Raw genomic sequence first — 24,628 nt, 5'->3', positions numbered from 1 at the left:
CGCTCGGCGCCTCACTTCTTCTCGACGTCGGCGGCCAGCGAGGCGAGCAGCGCGTCGTAGATACGGCCGAGGCCCTTGGGCGCGAAGGTGCGCTCGAAGAAGCCGCCGACGCCGCTCGCGCCCTGCCAGGTGGTGACGACGACGACCTTGCTGCGGCCCTCGCCCGACGGGGTGACCGTCCAGGTGTTCACGAGCGTCGAATTGCGGTCGGTCTCGACCAGCGTGTCCGCGGCGGGCGCGGAGACGTCGAAGAGGCAGTCGCGGATCCGCTTGCTGGTGGCCTGGAGCTTCCAGTGGACGACGGTGCCCGCGCCGTGGCCGCCCTCCCGGACCTCGTACTCGCTGAACTGCTCAGGGAGCACCCGGCCGCGGGTGCCCGCGTAGTCGGCGACGGCGGCGTACACCCGCTCCGGCTCCGCGTCGACGATCCGCTCCGTGGTGGCCTCGACCAGCGCCATGACTTCTCCTCAGGTCCGTGCCAGGTCGCGCGCCTTCCCGGCGCGCCGCACAAGCCAACCACACGCGCTTATCGAATCTGTGTTCTATTGTGGAGGGACGGGCGACCGGAGACGGCCGGCCGGAGACAACCGGAGGAGGGCGCGATGCGCTGGGACCATCTGAGCGGTGACGACGCGGCGGCCGGTGGCGCGCCCGCGCTGTTCGGCGCCGACGCGGTCACCCGGACCTTCGACACGCCGGGCTTCCGCGGCATCACCTTCCACGAGATACGGGCGAAGTCGATCATCAACCGGGTGCCGGGGGCGTCCCGCATGCCCTTCGAGTGGACGGTCAATCCGTACCGCGGGTGCAGCCACGCCTGCGTGTACTGCTTCGCGCGCAAGACGCACAGCTATCTCGATCTCGACACCGGGATCGACTTCGACTCGCAGATCGTGGTGAAGACCAACGCGCCGGAGCTGCTGCGCCGGGAGCTGGCGTCGGCGCGCTGGCAGGGCCAGCACATCGCGATGGGCACGAACGTGGACTGCTACCAGCGCGCGGAGGGCCGGTATCAGTTGATGCCCGGCATCATCGCCGCGCTGCGCGACCGCGCCAACCCCTTCTCGATCCTCACCAAGGGCTCGCTGATCCTCCGCGACCTGGAACTGCTGCGGCAGGCCGCCGGCGTCACCGATGTGTCCATCGCGCTGTCGGTCGGCTTCACCGACGGCGAGCTGTGGCGCAGCGTGGAACCGGGTACGCCTTCCCCCGAGACCCGGCTGGCGGTCTGCCGCACCCTGCGGGCGAACGGGCTGCCGCCCACCGTGCTGATGGCGCCCGTCCTGCCCTTCCTCAGCGACTCCCCAGAGCAGTTGCGGGCCACCGTCCGCGCCATCGCCTCGGCGGGCGCCGCCTCGATCACGCCCCTGGTCCTCCATCTGCGGCCGGGCGCCCGCGAGTGGTACATGGCGTGGCTCGGCCGGCACCACCCGCATCTCGTACGGCGCTACGAGACGATGTACGCGGGCGGCGCGTACGCCCCGACGTGGTACCAGCGCCGGGTCACCCGCCAAGTCCACGAATTCGCCACGGAGTTCGGCTGCGGGCCCGCGCATCGCGAGGGCACGCGGCGCTTCCGGAAGCCGGGCGAGCCGGAAGCGGGTCTGTCCGGCGATCAGGTGCCGGCGGCGCGGCCTGCCGCGGAGAACACCCAGCTCACGCTGCTATGACCTCGCGCGGGTTCCGGACAGGCGTCAGGCCCTAGGCGTCGGCCAGCGCCGCGCGGGCGGCCGGGGCCAGTGGCGGGTGGGCGGTCGCGGCGCGCAGCGCGTGCCGGGCGGCGGGGGGCGCCTGCCGCGGGCACAGTGCGCCCAGGCCCTCCACGCAGGCCAGCGCGATGCGTTCGTGGGGCGCGGGGGTCGGCCGGGCGAGCAGCCGCTCCAGGGTGGTGGTGAGCGCCGGTACGGCCTCGGGCGCCCGCATTCGGACCAGGAGGCGGATGGCGGGCAGCGCGTACGCGACCCGCAGTTCGTTGGTGGCCAGCGCGGCGGCGGCCCGCCCGGTCCGCGGGTCCGCCAGCCGCGCCAGCGCCTCGGCGGCGCGGCTCGCCCGCGACTCGTCCCGGTAGTTCAGCAACAACGCCAGCGTCTCGAACGCCCGCCGGTCTCCCGCCTCCGCCAACTCCACGGCGGCCGCCTCCCTCACCTCCAACGGTTCACCCACAGCGGTGAGCTTGCGAGTTGCCCGTTACCGCCCCGGCGGGGCGGATCGGTCGTTCCCGGGCCAGCGGCCGGTGGGGGTGGGGCGCTCAGATGGGGGCGGCGCAGATCACATGGGCACAGGACTGGCGGGGAAGTTACTCGCCGGTTACGCTCGGGGGACGTGCACGGTGGTCGGTGACGCAGCCGCCGTGGACGGGAACACTCGTCGGTTCGGCATCATCGCGGCGCGGCCCCGGGACAGGGCTCGCCTATCTCTTCGCGCGGGCACGCACCCCTGCACTTCCGGCCCGCGACTCCACCTCACTCCTTCAGCCGTGTGCGCGCGTGGCGCGCTCCGGTCTCCCCAGCGTCTGGAGTCACGCGATGGACCGTCCGTCCACACCCTCATCGTCAGCGACCGCATCCTCACCTCCCGCCGCGAGCGCGGCGCCCCTGGCGACCGTCGCCGTCGTGGGCCTGGGCACCATGGGCACCGGCATCGCCGAGGTCATGGCCCGCGCCGGTCACGAGGTGATCGGCATCGACATCGACCAGAGCGCGGCGCGCCGCGCGGTCACGGCGCTGGAGCGTTCCACGGCGCGCGCCGTGGAGCGCGGCCGGAGCACCGAGGCGGAGCGCGGCGACGCGCTGGCCCGCTTCCGTACGTTCCCCGATCTGCGGGCCGCCGCCGAGGCGGATCTGGTGATCGAGGTGGTCGACGAGCGCTACGACATCAAGCGCGAGGTCTTCACCGAGCTTGACCGGCTGGCCAAGCCGGACGCGATCCTGGCGACCGGCACGAACGCCCTGTCGGTGACCCGGCTGGCGGCCGAGACCTCCCGCCCCGACCGGGTGCTGGGGCTGCACTTCTTCGCGCCCGCGCCCGCGATGAAGCTGGTCGAGGTCGTGTCGACGGTCCTGACGTCGCCGGAGACCACGGCGGCCGTCACCGCCCTCGTGCGGAGCCTCGGCAAGGAGCCGGTGCCGGTCGGCGACCGGCCGGGCTTCATCGCCGACGGCCTGCTGTTCGGCTATCTCAACCAGGCGGCGGCGATGTACGAGGCGCGGTACGCCACCCGCGAGGACATCGACGCGGCGATGCGGCTGGGCTGCGGGCTGCCGATGGGCCCGCTGGCGCTGCTCGACCTGATCGGCGTCGACACCGCCACGACCGTCCTCGAGGCGATGTACGAGGCGTCCCACGACCGGCTGCACGCCCCCGCGCCGGTGCTCAAGCAGCTCACGGCGGCCGGGCTGCGGGGCCGTAAGTCGGGCCGGGGTTTCTACAGCTACCAGGCGCCGGGCAGCGCGGTCGTGGTGCCGGACGCGGAGACTCCGGGCGCCGGGGACACCCGGCCGGCCGGGCGGCCGGTGCGCGCGGTGGGCGTCGCGGGGTCCGGCACGATGGCGACCGGTATCGCCGAGGTCTTCGCGAAGGCGGGCTTCGACGTCGTGGTGGCCGCCCGTACCCAGGAGAAGGCGGAATCGGCGGTGGCGCGGCTGGCGAAGTCGCTGGACCGCTCGGTCACCAAGGGCCGGCTGACCCAGGAGCAGCGGGACGCGGCGGTGGCGCGGGTGTCGCCGTCCGGTTCGTACGACTCCTTCGCCGACGCCGACCTGGTGGTGGAGGCGGTGGCGGAGGATCTGGCGGTCAAGCAGCAGCTCTTCCAGACGCTCGACAAGGTCTGCAAGCCGGGCGCGGTGCTGGCCACCACCACCTCGTCGCTGCCGGTGGTCGCGGTCGCGCGGGCCACCGGACGCCCGCAGGACGTCGTCGGAATGCACTTCTTCAACCCGGCGCCCGCGATGAAGCTGGTCGAGGTCGTGCACACGGTGCTGACCGCGGACGACGTGCGGGCGACGGTGCACCAGGTGTGCGGCGCGGTCCGCAAGCACGCGGTGGACTGCGGCGACCGGGCCGGTTTCATCGTGAACGCGCTGCTGTTCCCGTACCTCAACAACGCGGTGAAGATGGTCCAGGACCACTACGCGAGCGTGGACGACATCGACGCGGCGATGAAGCTCGGCGGCGGCTATCCGATGGGCCCGTTCGAACTGCTCGACGTGGTGGGCCTGGACGTGTCGCTGGCGATCGAGCAGGTGCTGCACGAGGAGTTCCGCGATCCGGGCCTGGCGCCCGCGCCGCTGCTGGAACACCTGGTGTCCGCGGGCTGCCTGGGCCGTAAGACCGGCCGCGGCTTCCGCGAGTATGCCCGGCGCTGAGGCGCGCCCCGGCAGCGGAACAGGGCACGGCACCGAGCGCCGCGCCGACACCGGCGGCGCGCCGTCCGGCGGGCGTGAGCGCAGGTCGGACCGCGGTCGTCCGGCGGACTGGGGACGTTTCCCCCCGGCCGCCGGACGGGGGGCCGCGCCGTGTTACGTTCCCCACATGTCCCAGCCCGCGAAGTCCGACCCACCTGAGACCGCGAACGGCCGCCGCGCCGCGGCCCAGCGCCACCGGGTTCGCCAGGACCTCGCGTCGGCGGCCATGCACCTGTTCGCCGAGCGGGGTTACGAGGCCACGACGGTCGACGACATCGCGGCGACGGCCGGGGTGGCGCGCCGTACGTTCTTCCGGCACTTCCGCTCCAAGGAAGAGGCGATCTTCCCGGACCACGACGACACGCTGGTACGAGTGCAGGCGGTGCTGGACTCCGCGGAGCCGTACGAGCACCCGCTGGACACGGTGTGCCGGGGCATCACCGAGGTGCTGCGGATGTACGCGTACATGCCGGAGGTGTCGGTCGAGCGGTACCGGCTGACCCGCGAGGTGCCGACGCTGCGGGAGCGCGAGATCGCCTCGGTGGCCCGGTACGAGCGGCTGTTCACCCGCTATCTGCTGGGCCACTTCGACGAGGGCGCGCACCGGGACGGCGACGACGACCCGCTGCTGGCCGAGGTGGCCGCCTCCGCGGTGGTCGCGGCGCACAATCACGTCCTGCGGCGCTGGCTGCGCAATGACGGCAAGGGCGATGTGGAGGCGCAGCTCAACCACGCCTTCGACGTCATCAAGGCCACCTTCGGCAGCGGCATCGGCGCGGGCCGGATACCGTCGCGGGTCGCGGTGGAGCCTGCGGCGACCGTGTCGCGGCAGGGTGAGGTGGTGGTCGCGGTCGCCCGCACCGACGCCTCCCCGGCCGAGATCCTGCGGACGATAGAGCAGGCCCTGCGCCGCGCCTGAGCGCCCCGGGTGCCGTCGGCGCCCGCCCGGCGCCCGAGCGCCCGCCCCACCGCACCCGCAACCACGGCAGCGGCCGACCGGAACCCCGGTCGGCCGCTGCCGCTCGTTTGTGGCGTCCCGGTGACACGTGAGACAAATTTTTGGCACGCAGTGTCTTTACGACTGGCACTGCGTGCCATACCGTGACGGTAGTCCGGGCGGCCGGCGTACGGATATCCCGCGTACGCCGACTGTCCCCAAGGCCCGGACCCGCCTGCGTCACAGGTATCCCCGCGCCACCGCGCACATGGTCAGTTCCACCGCCGTACCCGCCGGACCGACGACGGCACCCCCAGCCATCCGCCCCTGCGTTCCCCCAGCGCCAACGCAGCAGCAGCACGCTTCGCCGGAGGTCAGACACCATGAAGGAAATCCTGGACGCGATCCTCGCGCCTGACAGTTCGGCCGCCGACTTCGCGGCCCTCCCGCTGCCGGAGTCCTACCGCGCCGTCACCGTCCGCAAGGACGAGGCCGAGATGTTCGCCGGACTCACCACCCGCGAGAAGGACCCCCGCACCTCGCTCCACCTCGACCAGGTCCCGCTGCCCGAACTCGGGCCCGGCGAGGCCCTGGTGGCGGTGATGGCCAGCTCGGTCAACTACAACTCGGTCTGGACCTCGATCTTCGAGCCGGTCTCGACCTTCTCCTTCCTCGAGCGCTACGGCAGGATGTCGCCGCTCGCCAAGCGGCACGACCTGCCGTACCACGTCATCGGCTCCGACCTGGCGGGCGTCGTGCTGCGCACCGGCGCCGGGGTCAACGCCTGGAAGCCCGGTGACCGGGTCGTCGCGCACTGCCTGAGCGTGGAGCTGGAGTCCGCCGACGGGCACAACGACACGATGCTCGACCCCGAGCAGCGGATCTGGGGCTTCGAGACCAACTTCGGCGGCCTCGCCGAGATCGCGCTGGTCAAGTCCAACCAGCTCATGCCCAAGCCGGAGCACCTCACGTGGGAGGAGGCCGCGGCGCCCGGACTGGTCAACTCCACGGCCTACCGCCAGCTCGTCTCGCGCAACGGCGCGGGCATGAAGCAGGGCGACAACGTGCTGATCTGGGGCGCGAGCGGCGGACTCGGCTCGTACGCCACGCAGTTCGCGCTGGCGGGCGGCGCCACCCCGATCTGTGTCGTCTCCAGCCCGCAGAAGGCGGACATCTGCCGGGCGATGGGCGCGGAGGCGATCATCGACCGCAGCGCCGAGGGCTACCGGTTCTGGAAGGACGAGCACCACCAGGACCCGCGCGAGTGGAAGCGGTTCGGCGCCCGGATCCGCGAACTGACCGGCGGCGAGGACGTCGACATCGTCTTCGAGCACCCCGGCCGCGAGACCTTCGGCGCCTCGGTCTACGTCACCCGCAAGGGCGGCACGATCGTCACCTGCGCGTCCACCAGCGGCTACACCCACGAGTACGACAACCGCTACCTGTGGATGAGCCTGAAGCGGATCGTCGGCTCGCACTTCGCCAACTACCGCGAGGCGTGGGAGGCCAACCGGCTGATCGCCAAGGGGAAGATCCACCCGACGCTGTCGCGGACGTACACGCTGGCCGAGACCGGGCAGGCGGCGTACGACGTGCACCGCAATCTCCACCAGGGCAAGGTCGGCGTCCTCGCGCTGGCCCCCGAGGAGGGCATGGGCGTCACCGACCCGGAGCTGCGCGCGAAGCACCTGCCCTCGATCAACCTGTTCCGCGACGCGACGTCCGGTGTCCCCGACTCCCCTGCCGGGGACGCCCGATGACAGGGCGTCAGAAGGACCGGCCCTGGCTGATGCGGACCTACGCGGGGCACTCGACCGCGGAGGCGTCCAACGAGCTGTACCGGCGCAATCTGGAGAAGGGCCAGACGGGCCTGTCCGTCGCCTTCGACCTGCCGACCCAGACCGGCTACGACGCGGACCACGTGCTGGCCCGCGGCGAGGTCGGCCGGGTCGGCGTGCCGATCGCCCATCTCGGCGACATGCGGCGGCTGTTCCAGGACATTCCGCTGGAGCGGATGAACACCTCGATGACCATCAACGCCACCGCCATGTGGCTGCTGGCGCTCTACCAGGTGGTCGCCGAGGAGCAAGGACTCGGCGAGGAGGGCCTCACCGCGCTCCAGGGCACGACGCAGAACGACATCGTCAAGGAGTACCTGTCACGGGGGACGCATGTCTTCCCGCCGGTCCCTTCGCTGCGGCTGACCACCGACATGATCACGTACACGGTCAACCACCTCCCCAAGTGGAACCCGATCAACATCTGCAGCTACCACCTCCAGGAGGCCGGGGCCACGCCGGTCCAGGAGATCGCCTACGCGATGTCCACGGCGATCGCCGTCCTGGACGCGGTCTTCGCCTCGGGGCAGGTCCCGGAGGGGCGCAGGGGCGATGTCGTCGCGCGGATCTCCTTCTTCGTGAACGCGGGCGTGCGCTTCGTCGAGGAGATGTGCAAGATGCGCGCCTTCGGCCGGATCTGGGACACCGTCACCCGCGAGCGGTACGGCATCGAGAACGCCAAGCAGCGCCGCTTCCGCTACGGCGTGCAGGTCAACTCGCTCGGCCTGACCGAGGCGCAGCCGGAGAACAACGTCCAGCGGATCGTGCTGGAGATGCTGGCCGTCACGCTGTCCAAGGACGCCCGTGCCCGTGCGGTGCAACTCCCGGCGTGGAACGAGGCGTTGGGGCTGCCCCGGCCCTGGGACCAGCAGTGGAGCCTGCGCATCCAGCAGGTGCTGGCGCACGAGAGCGACCTGCTGGAGTACGAGGACATCTTCGACGGCAGCCATGTGATCGAGGCGAAGGTCGAGGAGCTGGTGGCGCTCGCCACCGCCGAGATCGAGCACATCCAGGAGCTGGGCGGCGCCATGGCGGCGGTCGAATCGGGCTATCTGAAGTCGGAGTTGGTGTCCTCGCACGCCGAGCGCCGGGCCCGGATCGAGTCCGGCGAGGAGAAGATCGTCGGCGTCAACGTCTACGAGACCACCGAGACCAGTCCGCTGACCGCCGACCTCGGCACGGCCATCATGACCGTCGACCCGGCCAACGAGGCGCGGGTGGTGGCCGCGCTGCACGACTGGCGGGTGGCGCGTGACGAGGCGCGCGCGCAGGAGGCGCTGACCGCGCTGCGCTCGGCCGCGGCGGGCACCGACAATCTGATGCCCGCGACGCTGGACTGCGCGCGGGCGGGGGTGACGACCGGCGAGTGGTCGTGGGCGCTGCGCGATGTGTTCGGTGAGTTCCGGGCGCCGACCGGGGTCAGCGGCGCGCCGGTCGCGGTGGCCACCGAGGAGGGCAGTCCGATGGCCGAGGTACGGCGCAAAGTCGCCGAGACGGCCAAGGAGTTGGGCGGCGGACGGCTGCGGCTGCTGGTCGGCAAGCCGGGTCTCGACGGGCACTCCAACGGCGCCGAGCAGATCGCCGTACGCGCCCGCGACGCCGGTTTCGAGGTGGTCTACCAGGGGATCAGGCTGACACCCGAGCAGATCGTGTCGGCGGCGGTGGCCGAGGACGTGCACTGCGTGGGTCTGTCGATCCTGTCCGGTTCGCACGCCGCTCTGGTGCCGGACGTGCTGGAGCGGCTGCGCGGGGCCGGGGTGGACGACATCCCGGTGGTCGTCGGCGGGATCATCCCCTCGGCGGACGCCAAGGCGCTGATCGAGGCCGGAGTGGCGGCCGTCTTCACCCCGAAGGACTTCGGAATCACCGGGATCATCGGCCGGATCGTGGACGAGATCCGGCTCGCGAACAAGCTGGAAAAGCTGGAGGTATGACGTGCAGTTCGGCCGCACTTACGAGGAGTTCGAGGTCGGTGCGATCTACAAGCACTGGCCGGGAAAGACCGTCACCGAGTACGACGACCACCTCTTCTGCCTCCTCACGATGAATCACCATCCGCTGCACATGGACGCCAACTACGCGGAGAAGACAACCGACTTCGGCCGCAATGTCGTCGTCGGCAACTACATCTACTCGCTCCTGCTCGGGATGTCGGTGCCCGATGTCTCGGGCAAGGCCATCGCCAATCTGGAGATCGAGTCGCTGAAGCACGTGGCGCCGACCTTCCACGGCGACACGGTCTACGGCGAGACGACGGTGCTCGACAAGCGCCCGTCGAAGTCGAAGAACGACCGCGGCATCGTCGAGGTGGAGACCCGGGGCTACAAGCAGGACGGCACCCTGGTCTGCGTCTTCCGCCGCAAGGTGCTGGTGCCGACCGCCACGTACATCAAGGAGCGCGGCGGGGAACAGCCCGGCCGTCCCGAGCTGGGAGAGAGCTGAGTCATGAGCCGCCTCGCGCAGACCGACGGGCTGACCGACGTCCAGAAGGAGATCCTCTCCACCGTCCGCTCCTTCGTGGACAAGGAGATCCTGCCGGTCGCCACGGAGTTGGAGCACCGCGACGAATATCCGACGGACATCGTCGAAGGACTCAAGGAACTGGGCATCTTCGGCCTGATGATTCCCGAGGAGTACGGCGGCCTCGGCGAGTCGCTGCTGACGTACGCGCTGACGGTCGAGGAGATCGCGCGCGGCTGGATGAGCGTGTCCGGCATCATCAACACCCATTTCATCGTCGCCTACATGATCAAGCAGCACGGCACACAGGAGCAGAAGGACCATTTCCTGCCGCGTATGGCGGCGGGCGACGTGCGTGGCGCGTTCTCGATGTCGGAGCCGGAACTGGGCTCCGACGTGTCGGCGATCCGCACCAAGGGCGTACGCGACGGGGACGCGTACGTCGTCAACGGCCAGAAGATGTGGCTGACCAACGGCGGTTCTTCCCATCTGGTCGCGGTGCTGTGCAGGACCGACGAGGGGCAGGCGGAGGACGCGCCGCCGCACAAGTCGATGACGACCTTCCTGATCGAGAAGGAGCCCGGCTTCGGCGCCAACGCCTCGGTCCCCGGCCTCACCGTGCCAGGGAAGATCGACAAGATGGGCTACAAGGGCGTCGACACCACGGAACTGATCCTCCAGGACGTGAGGGTTCCGGCCGACCGGGTGCTCGGCGGACAGAGCGGCCGGGGTTTTTACCAGATGATGGACGGCGTCGAGGTCGGCCGGGTCAATGTGGCCGCGCGCGGCTGCGGTGTGGCACAGCGGGCGTTCGAACTGGGCATCGCCTACGCACAGCAACGGCACACGTTCGGCAAACCCATCGCACAGCACCAGGCGATCCAGTTCAAGCTCGCCGAGATGGCCACCAAGGTGGAGGCCGCGCACCGGATGATGGTCAACGCCGCACGTAAGAAGGATTCGGGCGAGCGCAACGACCTGGAGGCCGGGATGGCGAAGTACCTGGCCGCGGAGTTCTGCAAGGAAGTGGTGGAGGACGCGTTCCGCATCCACGGCGGCTACGGCTTCTCCAAGGAGTACGAGATCGAGCGGCTGTACCGGGAGGCGCCGATGCTGCTGATCGGCGAGGGGACCGCCGAGATCCAGAAAATGATCATCGGGCGGCGACTGCTGGAGGAGTATCGTCTCCAGGGATAACCGAAGGAAGAATGTCCGTATTTATTGACATTTACCCGAGGGGAAGGTCACACTGCGTGAGCCGTCGCGGCACGGGAACCAGCCATCGACTCGCCCTTGAGCTTGCCGAGTTGCCCGTGTCAACCGATACCATCGGGTTAAAGCCGCCGTCCCCAGAAGTAATTCGCGGCACCCTCCGCTACGAAGGTCTTCCATGCCCCACAGCCATTCCTCTGCACCACGCGACGGCCTTGTCGGCGTACGACTCGCGCGCGGAGCGTCGCCGTGGCTCCTCCCGACCGTCGCCACCGCGGCGGTAAGCCTTGTCCGCGCGCGCCGCTCAGGCCGCTGGGCGACGGTGGCCGTCCCCGCCACCGCGCTCGCCGCGGGCATGCTGTGGTTCTTCCGCGACCCCGAGCGCGAGATCGCCGAGGGCCGTGTGATCTGTCCCGCGGACGGTGTGGTGCAGAGCATCATGCCGTGGAAGGACGGGCGTACCCGCGTCGCGATCTTCATGAGCCCGCTGAACGTCCACGTGAACCGCGCGCCCCTCGCGGGCACGGTCACCTCCGTCGAGCACATCCCCGGCGGATACGTACCGGCGTTCAACAAGGAGAGCGAGAACAACGAGCGGGTGGTCTGGCACTTCGACACCGAGATCGGCGATGTCGAGATGGTGCAGATCGCCGGCGCGGTGGCGCGCAGGATCGTTCCGTACGTGCCGCGCGGCTGCAAGGTGGAACAGGGCGAGCGGATCGGCCTGATCCGGTTCGGCTCGCGGGTCGACGTGTACCTGCCGGAGGGCATCGAGCCCGACGTCGAGGTCGGGCAGACCACCACGGCTGGGGTGACTCGCCTTGACCGTGGTTGAACCCGACACGCAGGCAAAGGCCCACACTCACACTCCGGTGCAGGCGCAGTCGCACTGGGTCACCGAGCTGGAGGACGAGGTAGCCGACCTTCCGCTGTCCACCCGGCTGTCCATCGCCGACGCGCTCACTCTCGGTAACGCGATCTGTGGCTTCATGGCCGTGTACTTCACGACCACCGGAGTCCTGGTCCCGCACCTGATGGGCACCACCGTCGGCGGCATGTCCAAGCACAGCGCCGCCACCGCGGTGACGCTCATGCTGCTCGCGTCCGTCTTCGACCTCTTCGACGGGCTGGTCGCGCGCAAGCTGCGCAGCTCCGCGATGGGCGCCGAGCTGGACAATCTCTCCGACCTGATCAGCTTCGGCCTCGCGCCCGCCTACTTCGTCGTCGTCTGGGGTCTGGTCGCCGACGACGCCCACGGCAAGGTGTCGGCCGCCGCCGCGGTGATGGTCGTCCTGGCCGTGGTGCTGCGGCTCGCCCGCTTCTCCTGCACCACGATCAGGGACGGCGTATTCCAGGGCATGCCCAGCCCCTTCGGGGCGATGACGGTCGTCTCCGTCGTCCTGCTGGAACTGCCCTTCATCCCCACCGTCGTCGCCATCGTCGGCGTCGCCTGGCTCATGGTGAGCCGCGTGGAGTACCCCAAGCCGCGCGGACGCCTCGCCGTCATCACCCTCGGCTGGATCCTCATCAGCATGGGCTGCCTGACCGCCTGGACCCTCGACGTCCCCGGCGGCCACCTGCTCCTCCAGACGGGCGCCGCCCTCCAGTGCGTGGCCGCGGCGGTCATCCCCTGCTTCGCGACCACGCGCCGCGTCAATACGATGCGGGCCAATCGCCGTGAGGCAAGGGCGGACGCTCTGCGCTGACACGTCTCCGGGGTGAGCCCCCGGTGCGCCGCTACGGCCCGCGGCCCCTCCGCTCTCGGCGGAGGGGCCGCAGTCGTTTCCGCACGCCTGCGCCTGGCGCTGGGGCTGGGGGGCTGGGGGCTGGGGCGCTGGCGCTGGGGGCTTGCTAGGTCAGGAAGTCGCGGGCCAGCTCGGCGGAGAGCTGTTCCAGGAGCGGGCCGGCGTTGGGGATGGAGACGGCCGGGTCCGGTTCCAGGGACGAGAGCGGGTAGGCGCGGCGGATCCCCGCGGAGCCGAGGGCGCTGGGGCTGAGCGCGAGACGGCCGCAGACGGCGACGACGTCGATGTCACGGGCGCGGGCGGCCTGGGCGACGCCGACCGGCGCCTTGCCGTGCAGGGTCTGCTCGTCGAGGGAGCCCTCGCCGGTGATGACGAGGTCGACGCCGTCGAGGGCGGCCGCGAAGCCGAGGACGTCGAGCATGACGTCGATACCGGCCCGGAAGGTGGCGCCGAGGCCGACGAGGGCCCCGTAGCCGATGCCGCCCGCGGCGCCCGCGCCGGGGGCGTCGGCCGCCGCGGCGGCGGTCGGACCCTCGGCGAGGGCGAGGACGTCGACGTAGTGCCCGAGGGCGGCGTCGAGCGTGGCGACGTCGGCCTCGGAGGCGCCCTTCTGCGGCCCGTAGACGGCGGCGGCGCCCTTGGGCCCGAGCAGCGGGTTGTCGACGTCGCTGGCGAGGACGATCTCGGTGTCGACCAGCCGCGGGTCGAGCCCGGACAGGTCGGCGGTGGCGAGCGCGGCCAGCGGGCCGCCGCCGGGCGCGACGGGCGCGCCGTCGCGGTCCAGCAGCCGGGCGCCGAGCGCGCTGAGCATGCCCGCGCCGCCGTCGTTGGTGGCGCTGCCGCCGACGCCGAGCACGATGGTGCGGGCGCCCGCGTCGAGCGCGGCCTTCAGCAGCTCGCCGGTGCCGTACGTGGTCGCGGTGAGCGGCGCGAAGACGCCGGACGGCAGGTGCTGGAGGCCGGACGCCTCGGCCATCTCAACCACGGCGGTACGGTCACGCAGCGCGTACGAGGCGTCGACCGGCTCGCCCAGCGGTCCGGTGACGCGTACCGTGCGCCGCTCGAAACCGCCGGTGACGGCGGCCTCGACGGTGCCGTCACCGCCGTCGGCGACCGGTACGGAGGTGACGGTCACACCAGGCGCGCCCTTGCGCAGCCCCGCCTCGACATGCGCGGCCACCTGCACCGCGGTCAGCGAGCCCTTGAACTTGTCCGCGGCGATCAGCACACGTCCCGTGGATCTTGTTGCAGCGTCGGACACTGTCGTACTCCCCATCCGAAAACGGAACATCGCGCCGGTGGGACCCTATCCCGGCCGGGCCCGCCTGCCCATGGGCACCGCGCTGTGTCACCGCGCGATCACCGGATCGCGAGTCCGCCGCGCGGCCCGTGGCCGTAGGTTTGGCGGCATGACGACGACCGACTTCGCCACGTACATCGCAGGGCTGCCGAAGATCATTTCGGGAGCGAACACCCTCTTCAGGTCCGCCGACGGCCGGATCCTCATCGTCGAGCCGAACTACCGCGACGACGGGACCTGGACGCTGCCGGGCGGCACCATCGAGTCCGATCTGAACGAGACGCCGCGGCAGGCCGCCCGCCGGGAGAGCGCGGAGGAGATCGGTCTGGACATCGAGCCGGGCCCGCTGCTCGCCGTCGACTGGGTGACGGGGCCCGGCAGGCCGCCGCTGGCCAGCTACCTCTACGACGGCGGCGTGCTGGACGAGACGCGGCTGGCGGCGGTACGGCTCCAGGAGGAGGAACTGGACTCCTGGAAACTGGTCCCGGCCGACGAGATCGACTCCTACTTCTCGCCGGGCGCCGCCCGCCGTGTCCACGCGGCCCTGGCCGCGCTCGCCGCGGGCGCCGGTCCTGTGGAGCTGGAGAACGGCCGCCGCGCGGGCGTCAACTGACGTCACGTCAACCGGCTGTGCGGCGGGGCCTGTTGGGGACATGGCCGAGGTCGGGGGCCGGGTCGGCGGGGCGAGTTCGCCTGCGGCGCATGTGCCGTCGAACCGTCCTGCCATCCGGTCGCACCGGGAGGCTTTTCAAGGGTGCACCCCTACGGGCCGGTCCTGCGCGGAACGTGCTCCGCCAGGGGCGCGGGGAACCGTCCGGCTCGTGCCGCCGCGCGGTATATCCGTCGCCGGGTCCGCGACCCCGGACCTAGGATCCTGCCTCATGATCGAATCCACCCAGCCATCCGAATCGGCCCCGCCGTCTGCCGCCGTGCTCGCGGCCTTCGGCGCGCCGGGGCGGCCGGTGCCGCTGCCGGGCGGGCAGGGGCAGACCTGGCGGGACGGCGAGGTGGTGCTCAAGCCGACCGGGCTCGCGGCCGAGACCGCGTGGCGGGCCGAGGTGCTGACCGCGCTGCCCGCGTCCCCGCACTTCCGGGTCGCGCGGCCGGTCCGGGCGGCGAACGGCGGCTGGACGGCGGAGGGTTGGGAGGCGTGGCAGTACGTGGCCGGCCGGTCCGACCCGGGGCGGCCCGCCGATGTGCTGCGGACGGCCGCCGCCTTCCACGCGGCGCTCGCGGACGTACCGCGCCCCGGCTTCCTCGACACGCGCGAGGGCCCGTGGTCGTACGCGGCCCGGGTCGCCTGGGAGGAGTCGCCGCTGGACGACGGGGGCGGCGGTGACGCCGAGGTGGCCGCGCTCATCGCCCAACTGGCCGCAGAACGCCGCCCGTTCGAGCCGTCCGGCGCACCGGCGCCGCAGGTCGTGCACGGCGACCTGCTGGGCAATGTGCTCTTCGCGGACGGCCTGCCGCCCGCGGTCATCGACTGGCCGCCGTACTGGTACCCCGCCGACTGGGCGGCGGCCGTCGTGGTGGTCGACGCGCTGCTCTGGTACGGGGCGGGGCCCGCGGTCCTCGCGCTCGGCCCCGCCGGGGACGGCCAGGTCCCCGACCCCGACGCGTGGGCCCAACTCCTCGTCCGCGCCCTGCTGTTCCGGCTGGTCACCGGCGCCGTGCTCGGCCCGGACGCGCGGCCGCGACCGTACGAGCGGGCGGCGGTCGCGGCCGCACGGGCGTATGTGGCGGCGGGCGGTCAGGGCTTGGGGATGTCGAAGAAGTAGGTCAGGCCGCCGGCCAGCCGGATGTCCCCCTGCACCTTCAGCTTCCGGGTGAAGAACAGCGCCGGGCCCGAGGCGTTGCCCGAGACCAGCTTGAGGAATTCCGGTGCGGCCATCGTGAGGGTGAGCTGCGGCGTACGTCCGGTGTCCTCGGCCGTGACCGCGCAGGCGCCGTTCGCGATGTGCGTCTCGTAGACGTCCGGCGCCTCGTCCCCCGCCGTGATCCGCCAGCGGATCAGGGCGTCGCGGCGGCCCGCCGACTCCGGCTTGAAGAGGGTGCCCATCCGGTGGAAGACCTCGTCCAGGACCCGTCGGCGCTGCGCTCCGTTCATGAACTCCGCGATCCGGCGGGCCGGAAGATCCCGTACGATCCGCGCGAATTCCTTCGGCTCGACCGTGCCGAAGTCGAGGAGTTCGAGGTCGATGTCGTCGAGCGCCGCCATGTCGGGCCTTCCTGACTCCAGAGTAAGTTTACTGGTGAGTAAGGATAGGTATGGCGCGGCACCGTGGCAAGGCGTCGCCTCGGGCACCGCGCGGGCAGCGGAAATAGGCGCGCGGGGCCGCCCCGCCCTCCCGTACCGTCACGGCATGCATGCTGATCAGCCGCCGTTGCCCGAAGTCCTCGCCGCCGCGCCGGACGTTCCCGTGGTCGCCATGGCCCAAGCCCTTCGGGAGGTGCCCGGGGTGGTCGGGGTGCTGCTCGGGGGCAGCCGTGCGCGCGGGACGCACCGCGCGGACTCGGACTGGGACCTCGGGGTGTACTACCGGGGCGAGCCGGATGTGGCCGCGTTGGCCGCGCTCGCGCGGGAGTTCACCGGGGAACCGGTGGAGGTGGCCGCGCCGGGCGGGTGGGGGCCGTGGGTCAACGCCGGGGCGTGGCTGCGCGTGGACGGGGTCGCCGTCGACTGGATCCTGCGGGACGTCGACCGCGTCCGGCGGGTGTGGCAGGACTGCCGCGAGGGCCGCTACGAGGTCGGTATCCAGCCGGGGCACCCGCTCGGTTTCTGGTCGCCCTGCTATCCGGGCGAGGTCGCCCTCGGGCACGTACTCGCCGACACCGACGGGGAGTTGGCGGCGCTCCGGGCCGAGACGCGGGTGTATCCCGAGGCGTTGCGGCGGGCGCTGGTCGAGGCCGCGTGGGAGGCGGAGTTCACGGTGGCCGCTGCCGCGAAGTCGGCCGTCAAGGGGGATCACGTGCACGTGTCCCTCTGCCTGTCGCGGGCCTTCGGTGTCCTCGCGCAGGCGTTGCACGCCTGGAACCGGGTGTGGTGCCTGAACGAGAAGGGGGCCTTTCCCGCGGCCGCGGTGCTTTCCGGGGCTCCCGCGGGGTTCGCCGACGAGGTCGGCGTTCTTCTCGGTCGCAGTGGGCTCTCGGCCGAGGAGCTTTCCGCCACCGTGGCCTCGGCGGCCCGCCTGGTCCACGAGGCCCGCCGCGGCCTCCCCCTCCCCTGACCCGGACTGCGCGCCGGGCTGGCGCAGGGCCTGTTCTTAGGGGCGCGGGGAACTGCGCCGGGCTGGCGCAGGGCCTGCTTGAGGGGCGCGGGGAACTGCGCGCCCAGCCACCAGCCGTGGCGAGCTGTAAATACCGGCCCCAGCGGGGCAGTTGCTGTGTGTTTTCGGGCTGAAAGCCCGGCGGTGGCTGGGCGCGCAGTTCCCCGCGCCCCTCAAAAGATCGGGGTGCCGCCCGCAGCAGAGAAACCGCCCCGGCGCCGCGCCCCTGAAAAGATCGGGGTGCCGCCCACAGCAGAGTGACCGCCCGGGCGCCGCGCCCCTGAAAAGATCGGGGTGCCGCCCTCGGGATAGGCGCCGCGCGGCGGGGTTAGCGGCGGGCGGCGCGGCGGAGGTGGTGGAGGACGGCGCGGGCGGCGTGGTGGCCGGGCATGCCGTGGACGCCGGGGCCGGGCGGGGTGGCAGAGGAACAGAGGAAGAGGTTGGGGCGGATGGTGGTGTAGGGATTGGCGGCGAGGCGGGGCCGGATGACGGACTGGAGTCCGGAGTAGGCGCCGCAGGCGATGTCACCGCCGACATAGTTGGCGTTGCGGGCGGCGAGACCGGCGGGCCCGGTGACGGCGCGGGCGAGGACGAGGTCACGGAAGCCCGGCGCGAAGCGCTCGATCTGGCGCTCGACGGCATCGGTGGCGTCCCCGTGCCAGTCGTGGGGGACGTGCCCGTAGGCCCAGAAGACGTGCTTGCCCTCGGGGGCGCGGGAGGGGTCGATCACGGACGGCTGGGCGGTGATGAGGAAGGGCGTCTGCGGCGGGCGCCCGGTCACGGCCCGGTTGAGGGCGTCGCCGATCTCGGTGTAGCTGGGCCCGATGTGCACGGTGCCCGCGCGCCGCGCGTCGGGGGACGTCCACGGCACCGGCCCGTCCAGCGCGTAGTCGATCTTGAAGACGGAGGCGCCGTAGCGGTAGCCGCGGTACGCGTCGCCGAGTCCGGCGATCCGGGCGAGCGCGGTCGGCGAGGTGTCGAAGACATAGGCGCGGGCGGGCGGCAGCTCGTCGAGCTTGCGGACGGTGACGCCGGTGCGGATGACGCCGCCCAGTTCGGTGAGGTGCCCGGCCAGCGCGTCGGAGATGGCCTGGGAGCCGCCGCGGGCGACCGGCCAGCCGTTCTCGTGCGCGGCGAGCGCGAACATCATCGCCATCGCCCCGGTGAACGGCTGCGTGAGCCGGGTGATCGCGTGCCCGGCGAGCCCGGCGATCAGCGCCCGCGCCTTGGGGTCGCGGAAGCGCTGGGCGAGGACGGCGGCGGGCGGCGTGCCGGTCAGGCCGAACCGGAGGAAGCGATATGGGTCACGCGGTATCCCGGCCCACTGCGGCCGGAAGAAGTCCGCGGCGAGCGTGTCCCAGTGACCGGTGTACGGCGCGAGCAGCCGCCGGTAGGTGCCCGCGTCGCGCGCGCCGAGCGAGGCCGCGGTCTCGCCGACCGTGCGGGCGAGAACGGCGGCGGTGCCGTCGGGGAACGGGTGCGCCATCGGGACTTCCGGCTGGAGCCACTCCAGGCCGTGCTCGGCGAGCGGCAGCGCGCCGAAGGCGGGCGAGCCGATGCCGAAGGGGTGCACGGCGGAGCAGGGGTCGTGCCGGAAGCCCGGCAGCGTCAGCTCTTCGGTGCGGGCGCCGCCGCCCACGGTGTCGGCGGCCTCGTAGATCTGCACGGAGAGCCCGGCGCGGGCCAACTCCACCGCCGCCGTCAGCCCGTTGGGACCCGCGCCGACGACGACGGCGTCGGCCACGACCGCGCGGCTCACCTTCCGGCCGCCATCAGCTCGGTGACCTGCCGTGCGGTGGCCTCGTCGCGGGCGAGGGTGAAGGGCAGTTCGTTGCCGCCGGGGATCGAGAAGGGCGCGCCGGACGCCGTACGGCTGACGCCGCCCGCCTCGGTGGCGAGCAGCAGTCCCGCCGCGTGGTCCCAGGGCGCTTCCCAGAAGAAGGCGACAGCGTCGATCGCGCCGCGGGCCACGTCCAGGTAGGCCAGGCCCGCGCAGGTGCAGGGGGTGCAGACCGCGCCCGAGGCGTCCAGCCGGGTCAGGGCGTCGCGTTCGTAGCCGGTGCGGTAGACCGGGTTGGAGGTGGACAGCCGCAGCGGCTCGCCCGCCTCGGGGGTGCGGGTGTGCAGCCGCTCGCCGTCCAGATGCGCGCCCCGGCCGCGCCGCGCGGTGGCGAACAGGCCGCGCTGCGGGGCGTACGTCCAGGAGGCGAGCGGTACGCCGTCGTGCACGAGGGCGACCAGGGTGGCGAAGCCGTCCTCGCCGCGGACGAAGGCGGAGGTGCCGTCGACCGGGTCGACCACCCACACCGGGTCGTCGCCGCCCAGCCGTTCCAGTACGCCGCTGTCGGCGCTCACCGCCTCCTCGCCGACCACGACGGAGCCGGGCAGCAGCGCGGTCAGCTCTTCGGTGAGCCGTTCCTCGGCGCGCCGGTCGGCGGTGGTGACCAGGTCGTACGGGCCGCTCTTGCGCGAGATGTCGTCGTCGCCGAGCCGCCGCCAGCGCGGCACCACCTCGGCGGCGACCACCGCTCTGATCACGTCTTCGACGGCGGCGAGCAGTGCGTCGTCCACGCCGTCGCCGACGCCGTCCGCGCCCGCCGCGTCACCCGATACCGCACCGACCTCATTGCCCATGCCGCCATCCAATCAGACCCGGGCGCCGCGCGGTTCCCGCCCTGTGGACAACGGCCGTCCCACGGGCGCGGGCAGCCGCGGCGCTGCCGCCGCGGGCCCGCTCCCCCAGGTCAGCCACGCGCCGGGACCCGGCCGCGCGCTTCAGCCCAGCACCGGGATGATGTGTTCGCCGTACGCGTCGATCGTCGCCTCCTTCGCGTCGTGCATGTCGTAGACCGCGAACTGGTCGACGCCCAGGTCCCGCAGGGCCCGCAGCTTGTCCAGGTGCCGGTCGACCGGGCCGATCAGGCAGAAGCGGTCCACGATCTCGTCGGGCACGAAGGCGGTGTCGGGGTTGCCCGAGCGGCCGTGGTGCGCGTAGTCGTAGCCGTGCCGCTGGGCGATGTACTCGGTCAGTTCCTCCGGCACCAGGTCGGAGTGTTCGCCGTAACGGCTGACGAGGTCGGCGACGTGGTTGCCGACCATGCCGCCGAACCAGCGGCACTGTTCGCGGGCGTGCGCGAGGGCTTCGGGCGAGTCGTCGGCCGTGACGTAGGCGGGCGCGGCGACGCAGACGGTGACCGAGGCCGGGTCGCGGCCCGCCTTCTCGGCCGCGTCCCGTACCGCCTTCACCATCCATTCGGTGAGGTAGACGTCGGCGAGTTGCAGGATGAAGCCGTCGGCCTTCTCGCCGGTCAGCGCCAGCGCCTTCGGGCCGTACGCCGCCATCCAGACCGGCAGTTCGCCGTTCTCGACCCACGGCAGCCGCAGCGGGGTGCCGTCGACCACGGCCTCGCGGCCCTCGGCGAGGTCGCGGATGACGGTCATCGCCTCGCCGACCCGCGCGAGGGTGTTGGGCTTGCGCCCGGCGACCCGCATCGCCGAGTCGCCGCGGCCGATGCCGCAGACCGTGCGGTTGCCGTACATCGAGTTGAGGGTGGCGAAGGTGGAGGCGGTCACCTCCCAGGTGCGGGTGCCGGGGTTGGTGACCATCGTGCCGACCTTGAGCCGGTCGGTGTGGTCGAGGATGCGGCTGTGGATGACGAACGGCTCCTGCCACAGCACGGCGGAGTCGAAGGTCCAGCCGTACGTGAAGCCGTTGCGCTCGGCGCGGCGCATCAGGCCGACGACGTTCGAGGCGGGTGGATCGGTCTGCAGCACGAGGCCGAAGTCCATGGCGCCGCTCCTTCTGTGAGGCTGAGGGCTAGATCAGGTACTGACAGATGCCGCGCGGCGTGTACTGGCCGTGACCGGCCCGGCCCACGTACGACCGGCCCTCGATCACGGGCACCCCGCGGGACAGCACGGTCTCGACCCGGCCGGTCGTCCGCTTGCCCTCGTAGGCGGAGTAGTCGACGTTCATGTGGTGGGTCTCGGCGGACATGACCTGCTCGGCGTGCGGGTCGTAGATCACCACGTCGGCGTCGGCGCCCGGCGCGATGGTGCCCTTGCGCGGGTAGAGGCCGAACATCCGGGCCGGGGTGGCGCAGGCGATCTCGATCCAGCGGCGGCGGCTGATGTGCCCGTCCACGACGCCCTGGTGGAGGAGGTCCATGCGGTTCTCCACGCCGGGCATGCCGTTGGGGATCTTGGAGAAGTCGCCGACGCCCATGTCCTTCTGCCCGGTGAAGCAGAACGGGCAGTGGTCGGTGGAGACCACTTGGAGGTCGTTGGTGCGCAGGCCCTGCCAGAGCGCGGCCTGGTGCTCGCGGGGGCGCAGCGGGGTACTGCACACGTACTTGGCGCCCTCGAAGCCGGGTTCGGCGAGGTTGTCGGTGGACAGGAACAGGTACTGCGGACAGGTCTCGCCGAAGACGTTGAGGCCCAGGTCGCGGGCGGCGGTGAGTTCGGCGACGGCCTGCTGCGCGGAGACGTGCACGATGTAGAGCGGGGCGCCGGCGACGCGGGCGAGCTGGATGGCGCGGTGGGTGGCCTCGGCCTCCAGCAGGGCGTGCCTGACCTCGCCGTGGTAGCGCGGGTCGGTCTTCCCCGCTTCGAGGGCCTGCTGGACGAGGACGTCGATCGCGATGCCGTTCTCGGCGTGCATCATCGTCAGGCCGCCGTTGCCCGCGGCGCGCTGCATGGCGCGCAGGATCTGCCCGTCGTCGCTGTAGAAGACGCCGGGGTAGGCCATGAACATCTTGAAGCTGGTCACGCCCTCCTCGACCAGGATGTCCATCTCCTTGAGCGAGTGCTCGTTCACGTCGGAGACGATCATGTGGAAGGCGTAGTCGATCGCGCACTGCGCGTCGGCCTTGGCGTGCCAGGCGTCGAGCCCGGAGCGGAGCGACGCGCCGACGCCCTGGATGGCGAAGTCGACGATGGTGGTGGTGCCGCCCCAGGCGGCGGCGCGGGTGCCGGTCTCGAAGGTGTCGGAGGCGGTGGTGCCGCCGAACGGCATCTCCATGTGGGTGTGCCCGTCGACGCCGCCGGGGATGACGTATTTCCCGGTGGCGTCGATGACGGTGTCGGCGGTCCAGCCCGCCGCGGTGTCGCTGTCGTGGGCGGCGAGGGCGGCGATCCTGCCGCCCTCGATCAGGACGTCGGCGTGCATCTCGTCGGCGGCGGTGATGACGAGGCCGCCGCGGATCACGGTACGGGTCGCGGTCACTGCGCGGTCCCTCCTTCGGATTCGCCCGGTGCCTGGTCCGCGAGTTCGCTCTGCGCCTGTTTCAGGGCCGCCTCCAGCAGGTCGGCGCCCTCCTCGGCCTCGGCGACGGTGAGCGAGAGCGGCGGGGCGATCCGCAGGACGTTCCCCGCGAGGCCGCCCTTGCCGATCAGCAGGCCGTGCGCGCGGGCCGCTTCGAGTACGGCGGAGGCCGCCGCGGGGGACGGGGTGTCGGTGCCCGGCTCGACCAGTTCGACGCCGAGCATCAGGCCGCGTCCGCGCACCTCGCGGACGATGCCCAGGCCGGCGGAGACGGCGGTGAGGCGAGCCTTGAGCAGGCCGCCGACCCGGCGGGCGTTGCCCTGGAGGTCGTGGTCGAGGAGGTAGGTGAGATTCGCCAGCGCTCCCGCGGTGGTGATCGGGCTGCCGCCGAAGGTGGAGATGGAGTTGGCGTTCAGGCAGTTCATGACGTCGGCGCGGGCCACCACGCCGCCCATGGACATGCCGTTGCCGATGCCCTTGGCGAAGGTGAGGATGTCGGGCGCGCCGGAGCCGCTGTGCGCCTGCCAGCCCCAGAAGTTGTCGCCGGTACGGCCCCAGCCGGTCTGCACCTCGTCGGTGATCCACAGGATGCCGTGCCGGTCCAGGACCCGCTTGAAGGCGGCGAGCAGCCCGTCGGGGCCCGAGGTGAAGCCGCCGACGCCCTGCACGGGTTCGGCGATGAGCGCGGCGACCGTGCCGTTGGCCTGGCCGAGGATGTCCTCCAGGTCCGCGACGCACGCGGCGGTGAACTCGGCGTCCGTCAGATGCGCGTACGGCCCGCGGCTGCGCACCCCGCCGTGCACGTACAGCGTCTGGAGCGGGGACAGGCTGGTCGGCGACCAGGCGCTGTTGCCGGTGATGCCGATCGAGGTGAAGGAGCGGCCGTGGTAGCTGTTGCGCAGCGCCAGCACCTGGTTGGAGCGGCGGTAGGCGGTGGCCAGCAGCAGGGCCGTGTCGTTGGCCTCGGTGCCGGAGGTGGTGAAGAAGACCCGGGCGTCGGGGATGCCGGACAGCCGGGCGATCCGCTCGGCCAGCTCCACGGCCTGGCGGCTGAGGTAGAGCGTCGAGGAGTGCAGGATCTTCCCGGCCTGCTCGGCGACGGCCGCGGTGACCTCGGGCAGCGCGTGCGCGGTCATCGTGGTGAGGATGCCGCCGAAGAAGTCCAGGTAGCGGTTGCCCTCGGCGTCCCAGACGTGGCGGCCCTCGCCGTGCGTCAGCTCGATGGGCCGGGCGTAGTACGTGGCCAGCCAGTCGGGCAGGACGGCGCGGTGGCGGGCGTGCAGCGCGGCGTGCGCGCTCTCGGTCGCGGTGGCCATCGCTCAGCCCTCCGTCAGGTCGCCGTAGGCGTCGGGCCTGCGGTCGCGGTAGAAGGCCCAGGTCTGCCGGACCTCGTCGATCAGGTCCAGGTCCAGGTCGCGGACCAGCAGTTCCTCCTTGGTGTCGGAGGCGGTGCCCTCCACGAACTGGCCGCGCGGGTCGACGAAGTAGCTGGTGCCGTAGAAGTCGTTGTCGCCGTACTCCTCGCGGCCGACCCGGTTGATCGCGGCGATGAAGTACTCGTTGGCGACGGCCGCCGCGGGCTGCTCCAGCTTCCACAGGTACGCCGACAGGCCGCGGCTGGTGGCCGACGGGTTGTAGACGATCTGGGCGCCCGCGAGGCCCAGAGCGCGCCAGCCCTCGGGGAAGTGGCGGTCGTAGCAGATGTAGACGCCGATCCGGCCGACGGCGGTCTCGAAGACCGGCCAGCCGAGGTTGCCCGGCTTGAAGTAGTACTTCTCCCAGAAGCCGTTGACCTGCGGGATGTGGTGCTTGCGGTACTTGCCGAGGACGGTGCCGTCCGCGTCGATCACGGCCGCGGTGTTGTAGTAGACGCCGGGCTGCTCGATCTCGAAGACCGGCACGACGATGACCATGCCGGTCTCGCGGGCCAGCGCCCGCATCCGCTGGACGGTCGGCCCGTCGGGGACGGGCTCCGCCCACCGGTAGTGCTCGGCCTCCTGGACCTGGCAGAAGTAGGGGGCGTTGAACACCTCCTGGAAGCCGATCACCTTCGCGCCCTGCGCGGCGGCGGCCCGGGCGTGTTCCTCGTGCTTCGCGATCATCGATTCCGTATCGCCGGTCCAGGTGGCCTGGACGAGCGCGGCACGCACGACATTGCTCATGAGCAGCTCCTCAGACGTGGCAGCTTCACGCCGGTAGTCCCG

The 24,628-nt window shown here is 71.9% G+C and carries 21 protein-coding genes and 1 pseudogene; 12 read left to right on the top strand and 10 right to left on the bottom strand.

Features of this window, described 5'->3' with window-relative positions; genetic code table 11:
- Nucleotides 1–11: 11 nt before the first annotated feature.
- The gene (locus ACFZAM_RS25460; protein WP_355339159.1) at nucleotides 12–458 is read right to left on the bottom strand and encodes an SRPBCC family protein; all 447 of its coding nucleotides are present in this window, start codon (nucleotides 456–458) and stop codon (nucleotides 12–14) included.
- 144 nt (nucleotides 459–602) lie between these two features.
- Between ACFZAM_RS25460 and ACFZAM_RS25455 the strand changes: the two genes are divergently transcribed.
- The gene (locus ACFZAM_RS25455; RefSeq protein ID WP_391049546.1) at nucleotides 603–1,670 is read left to right on the top strand and encodes an Rv2578c family radical SAM protein; all 1,068 of its coding nucleotides are present in this window, start codon (nucleotides 603–605) and stop codon (nucleotides 1,668–1,670) included.
- A gap of 31 nt (nucleotides 1,671–1,701) precedes the next feature.
- Here ACFZAM_RS25455 and ACFZAM_RS25450 read toward each other — a convergent pair.
- Nucleotides 1,702–2,172, bottom strand: a pseudogene (locus tag ACFZAM_RS25450) (adenylosuccinate lyase); the annotation flags it as partial.
- Between the two features lie 353 nt (nucleotides 2,173–2,525).
- Between ACFZAM_RS25450 and ACFZAM_RS25445 the strand changes: the two are divergent.
- The 8 genes from ACFZAM_RS25445 (at nucleotide 2,526) to pssA (ending at nucleotide 12,556) form a co-directional block, all read left to right on the top strand.
- Nucleotides 2,526–4,364 (top strand): 3-hydroxybutyryl-CoA dehydrogenase, encoded by a 1,839-nt coding sequence (locus ACFZAM_RS25445; RefSeq protein ID WP_391049544.1) that lies wholly within the window; start codon nucleotides 2,526–2,528, stop codon nucleotides 4,362–4,364.
- Nucleotides 4,365–4,530: 166 nt separating this feature from the next.
- Nucleotides 4,531–5,322: a TetR family transcriptional regulator gene (locus tag ACFZAM_RS25440; protein WP_355339147.1), complete on the top strand. Its 792-nt coding sequence runs from the start codon at nucleotides 4,531–4,533 to the stop codon at nucleotides 5,320–5,322.
- 401 nt (nucleotides 5,323–5,723) lie between these two features.
- Complete coding sequence (gene ccrA / locus ACFZAM_RS25435; RefSeq protein WP_355339144.1) at nucleotides 5,724–7,100, top strand: crotonyl-CoA carboxylase/reductase; 1,377 nt, start codon at nucleotides 5,724–5,726, stop codon at nucleotides 7,098–7,100.
- Complete coding sequence (locus ACFZAM_RS25430; protein WP_391049541.1) at nucleotides 7,097–9,112, top strand: methylmalonyl-CoA mutase family protein; 2,016 nt, start codon at nucleotides 7,097–7,099, stop codon at nucleotides 9,110–9,112. Before ccrA ends, ACFZAM_RS25430 begins: the two co-directional genes overlap by 4 nt.
- 1 nt (nucleotide 9,113) lies before the next feature.
- On the top strand, nucleotides 9,114–9,620 hold the full coding sequence (locus tag ACFZAM_RS25425) for a MaoC family dehydratase (protein WP_355339138.1): 507 nt from the start codon (nucleotides 9,114–9,116) through the stop codon (nucleotides 9,618–9,620).
- A 3-nt stretch (nucleotides 9,621–9,623) separates the two neighbouring features.
- Nucleotides 9,624–10,835 carry an acyl-CoA dehydrogenase family protein gene (locus tag ACFZAM_RS25420; protein ID WP_355339135.1) on the top strand — a complete coding sequence of 404 codons (1,212 nt, stop codon included), beginning with the start codon at nucleotides 9,624–9,626 and terminating at the stop codon, nucleotides 10,833–10,835.
- A 193-nt stretch (nucleotides 10,836–11,028) separates the two neighbouring features.
- Nucleotides 11,029–11,685 (top strand): phosphatidylserine decarboxylase, encoded by a 657-nt coding sequence (locus ACFZAM_RS25415; protein ID WP_355339132.1) that lies wholly within the window; start codon nucleotides 11,029–11,031, stop codon nucleotides 11,683–11,685.
- Complete coding sequence (gene pssA, locus ACFZAM_RS25410; protein WP_391049537.1) at nucleotides 11,672–12,556, top strand: CDP-diacylglycerol--serine O-phosphatidyltransferase; 885 nt, start codon at nucleotides 11,672–11,674, stop codon at nucleotides 12,554–12,556. The genes ACFZAM_RS25415 and pssA overlap by 14 nt, the downstream gene beginning before the upstream one ends.
- A 145-nt stretch (nucleotides 12,557–12,701) precedes the next feature.
- On the opposite strand, the gene ACFZAM_RS25405 is transcribed toward pssA, so the two are convergent.
- Nucleotides 12,702–13,871, bottom strand: a complete 1,170-nt coding sequence (locus ACFZAM_RS25405) for a glycerate kinase (RefSeq protein ID WP_355339126.1) — start codon at nucleotides 13,869–13,871, stop codon at nucleotides 12,702–12,704.
- A gap of 133 nt (nucleotides 13,872–14,004) precedes the next feature.
- Here ACFZAM_RS25405 and ACFZAM_RS25400 point away from each other — a divergent pair, with 133 nt between their 5' ends.
- Together ACFZAM_RS25400 and ACFZAM_RS25395 are read left to right on the top strand one after the other, a co-directional pair.
- Nucleotides 14,005–14,508 carry an NUDIX hydrolase gene (locus ACFZAM_RS25400; protein ID WP_355339123.1) on the top strand — a complete coding sequence of 168 codons (504 nt, stop codon included), beginning with the start codon at nucleotides 14,005–14,007 and terminating at the stop codon, nucleotides 14,506–14,508.
- A gap of 268 nt (nucleotides 14,509–14,776) precedes the next feature.
- Complete coding sequence (locus ACFZAM_RS25395; protein ID WP_391049536.1) at nucleotides 14,777–15,673, top strand: TIGR02569 family protein; 897 nt, start codon at nucleotides 14,777–14,779, stop codon at nucleotides 15,671–15,673.
- On the opposite strand, the gene ACFZAM_RS25390 is transcribed toward ACFZAM_RS25395, so the two are convergent.
- Nucleotides 15,646–16,113 carry an SCP2 sterol-binding domain-containing protein gene (locus ACFZAM_RS25390; protein ID WP_355339117.1) on the bottom strand — a complete coding sequence of 156 codons (468 nt, stop codon included), beginning with the start codon at nucleotides 16,111–16,113 and terminating at the stop codon, nucleotides 15,646–15,648. The two genes, ACFZAM_RS25395 and ACFZAM_RS25390, sit on opposite strands and share 28 nt — an antisense overlap.
- A gap of 145 nt (nucleotides 16,114–16,258) precedes the next feature.
- Between ACFZAM_RS25390 and ACFZAM_RS25385 the strand changes: the two genes are divergently transcribed.
- Nucleotides 16,259–17,122, top strand: coding sequence for a nucleotidyltransferase domain-containing protein (locus tag ACFZAM_RS25385; RefSeq protein ID WP_391049534.1), 864 nt, complete (start codon nucleotides 16,259–16,261; stop codon nucleotides 17,120–17,122).
- Nucleotides 17,123–17,489: 367 nt separating this feature from the next.
- Here the strand turns inward: ACFZAM_RS25385 and ACFZAM_RS25380 are convergent, their stop codons facing one another.
- The 6 genes from ACFZAM_RS25380 to ACFZAM_RS25355 form a co-directional block, all read right to left on the bottom strand.
- Nucleotides 17,490–18,905, bottom strand: a complete 1,416-nt coding sequence (locus ACFZAM_RS25380) for an NAD(P)/FAD-dependent oxidoreductase (protein ID WP_355339509.1) — start codon at nucleotides 18,903–18,905, stop codon at nucleotides 17,490–17,492.
- Between the two features lie 11 nt (nucleotides 18,906–18,916).
- Nucleotides 18,917–19,795, bottom strand: a complete 879-nt coding sequence (locus ACFZAM_RS25375) for an inositol monophosphatase family protein (RefSeq protein ID WP_391049532.1) — start codon at nucleotides 19,793–19,795, stop codon at nucleotides 18,917–18,919.
- Nucleotides 19,796–19,936: 141 nt separating this feature from the next.
- Entirely contained in the window at nucleotides 19,937–20,950 is a 1,014-nt protein-coding gene (locus tag ACFZAM_RS25370; RefSeq protein WP_188281266.1) for a TIGR03842 family LLM class F420-dependent oxidoreductase, read from the bottom strand.
- 28 nt (nucleotides 20,951–20,978) lie between these two features.
- Nucleotides 20,979–22,385 carry a dihydropyrimidinase gene (hydA, locus tag ACFZAM_RS25365; RefSeq protein ID WP_391049529.1) on the bottom strand — a complete coding sequence of 469 codons (1,407 nt, stop codon included), beginning with the start codon at nucleotides 22,383–22,385 and terminating at the stop codon, nucleotides 20,979–20,981.
- Entirely contained in the window at nucleotides 22,382–23,740 is a 1,359-nt protein-coding gene (locus tag ACFZAM_RS25360) for an aspartate aminotransferase family protein (protein ID WP_355339107.1), read from the bottom strand. The genes hydA and ACFZAM_RS25360 overlap by 4 nt, the downstream gene beginning before the upstream one ends.
- Nucleotides 23,741–23,743: 3 nt before the next feature.
- On the bottom strand, nucleotides 23,744–24,586 hold the full coding sequence (locus ACFZAM_RS25355; protein WP_355339104.1) for a nitrilase-related carbon-nitrogen hydrolase: 843 nt from the start codon (nucleotides 24,584–24,586) through the stop codon (nucleotides 23,744–23,746).
- Nucleotides 24,587–24,628: the final 42 nt, after the last annotated feature.

It is taken from the genome of Streptomyces sp. NPDC008079 (assembly GCF_042957385.1).
Taxonomy (GTDB): domain Bacteria; phylum Actinomycetota; class Actinomycetes; order Streptomycetales; family Streptomycetaceae; genus Actinacidiphila.
The sequence above is the reverse complement of the archived record's forward strand: the minus strand, read 5'-3'. Positions and strand labels throughout refer to the sequence as shown.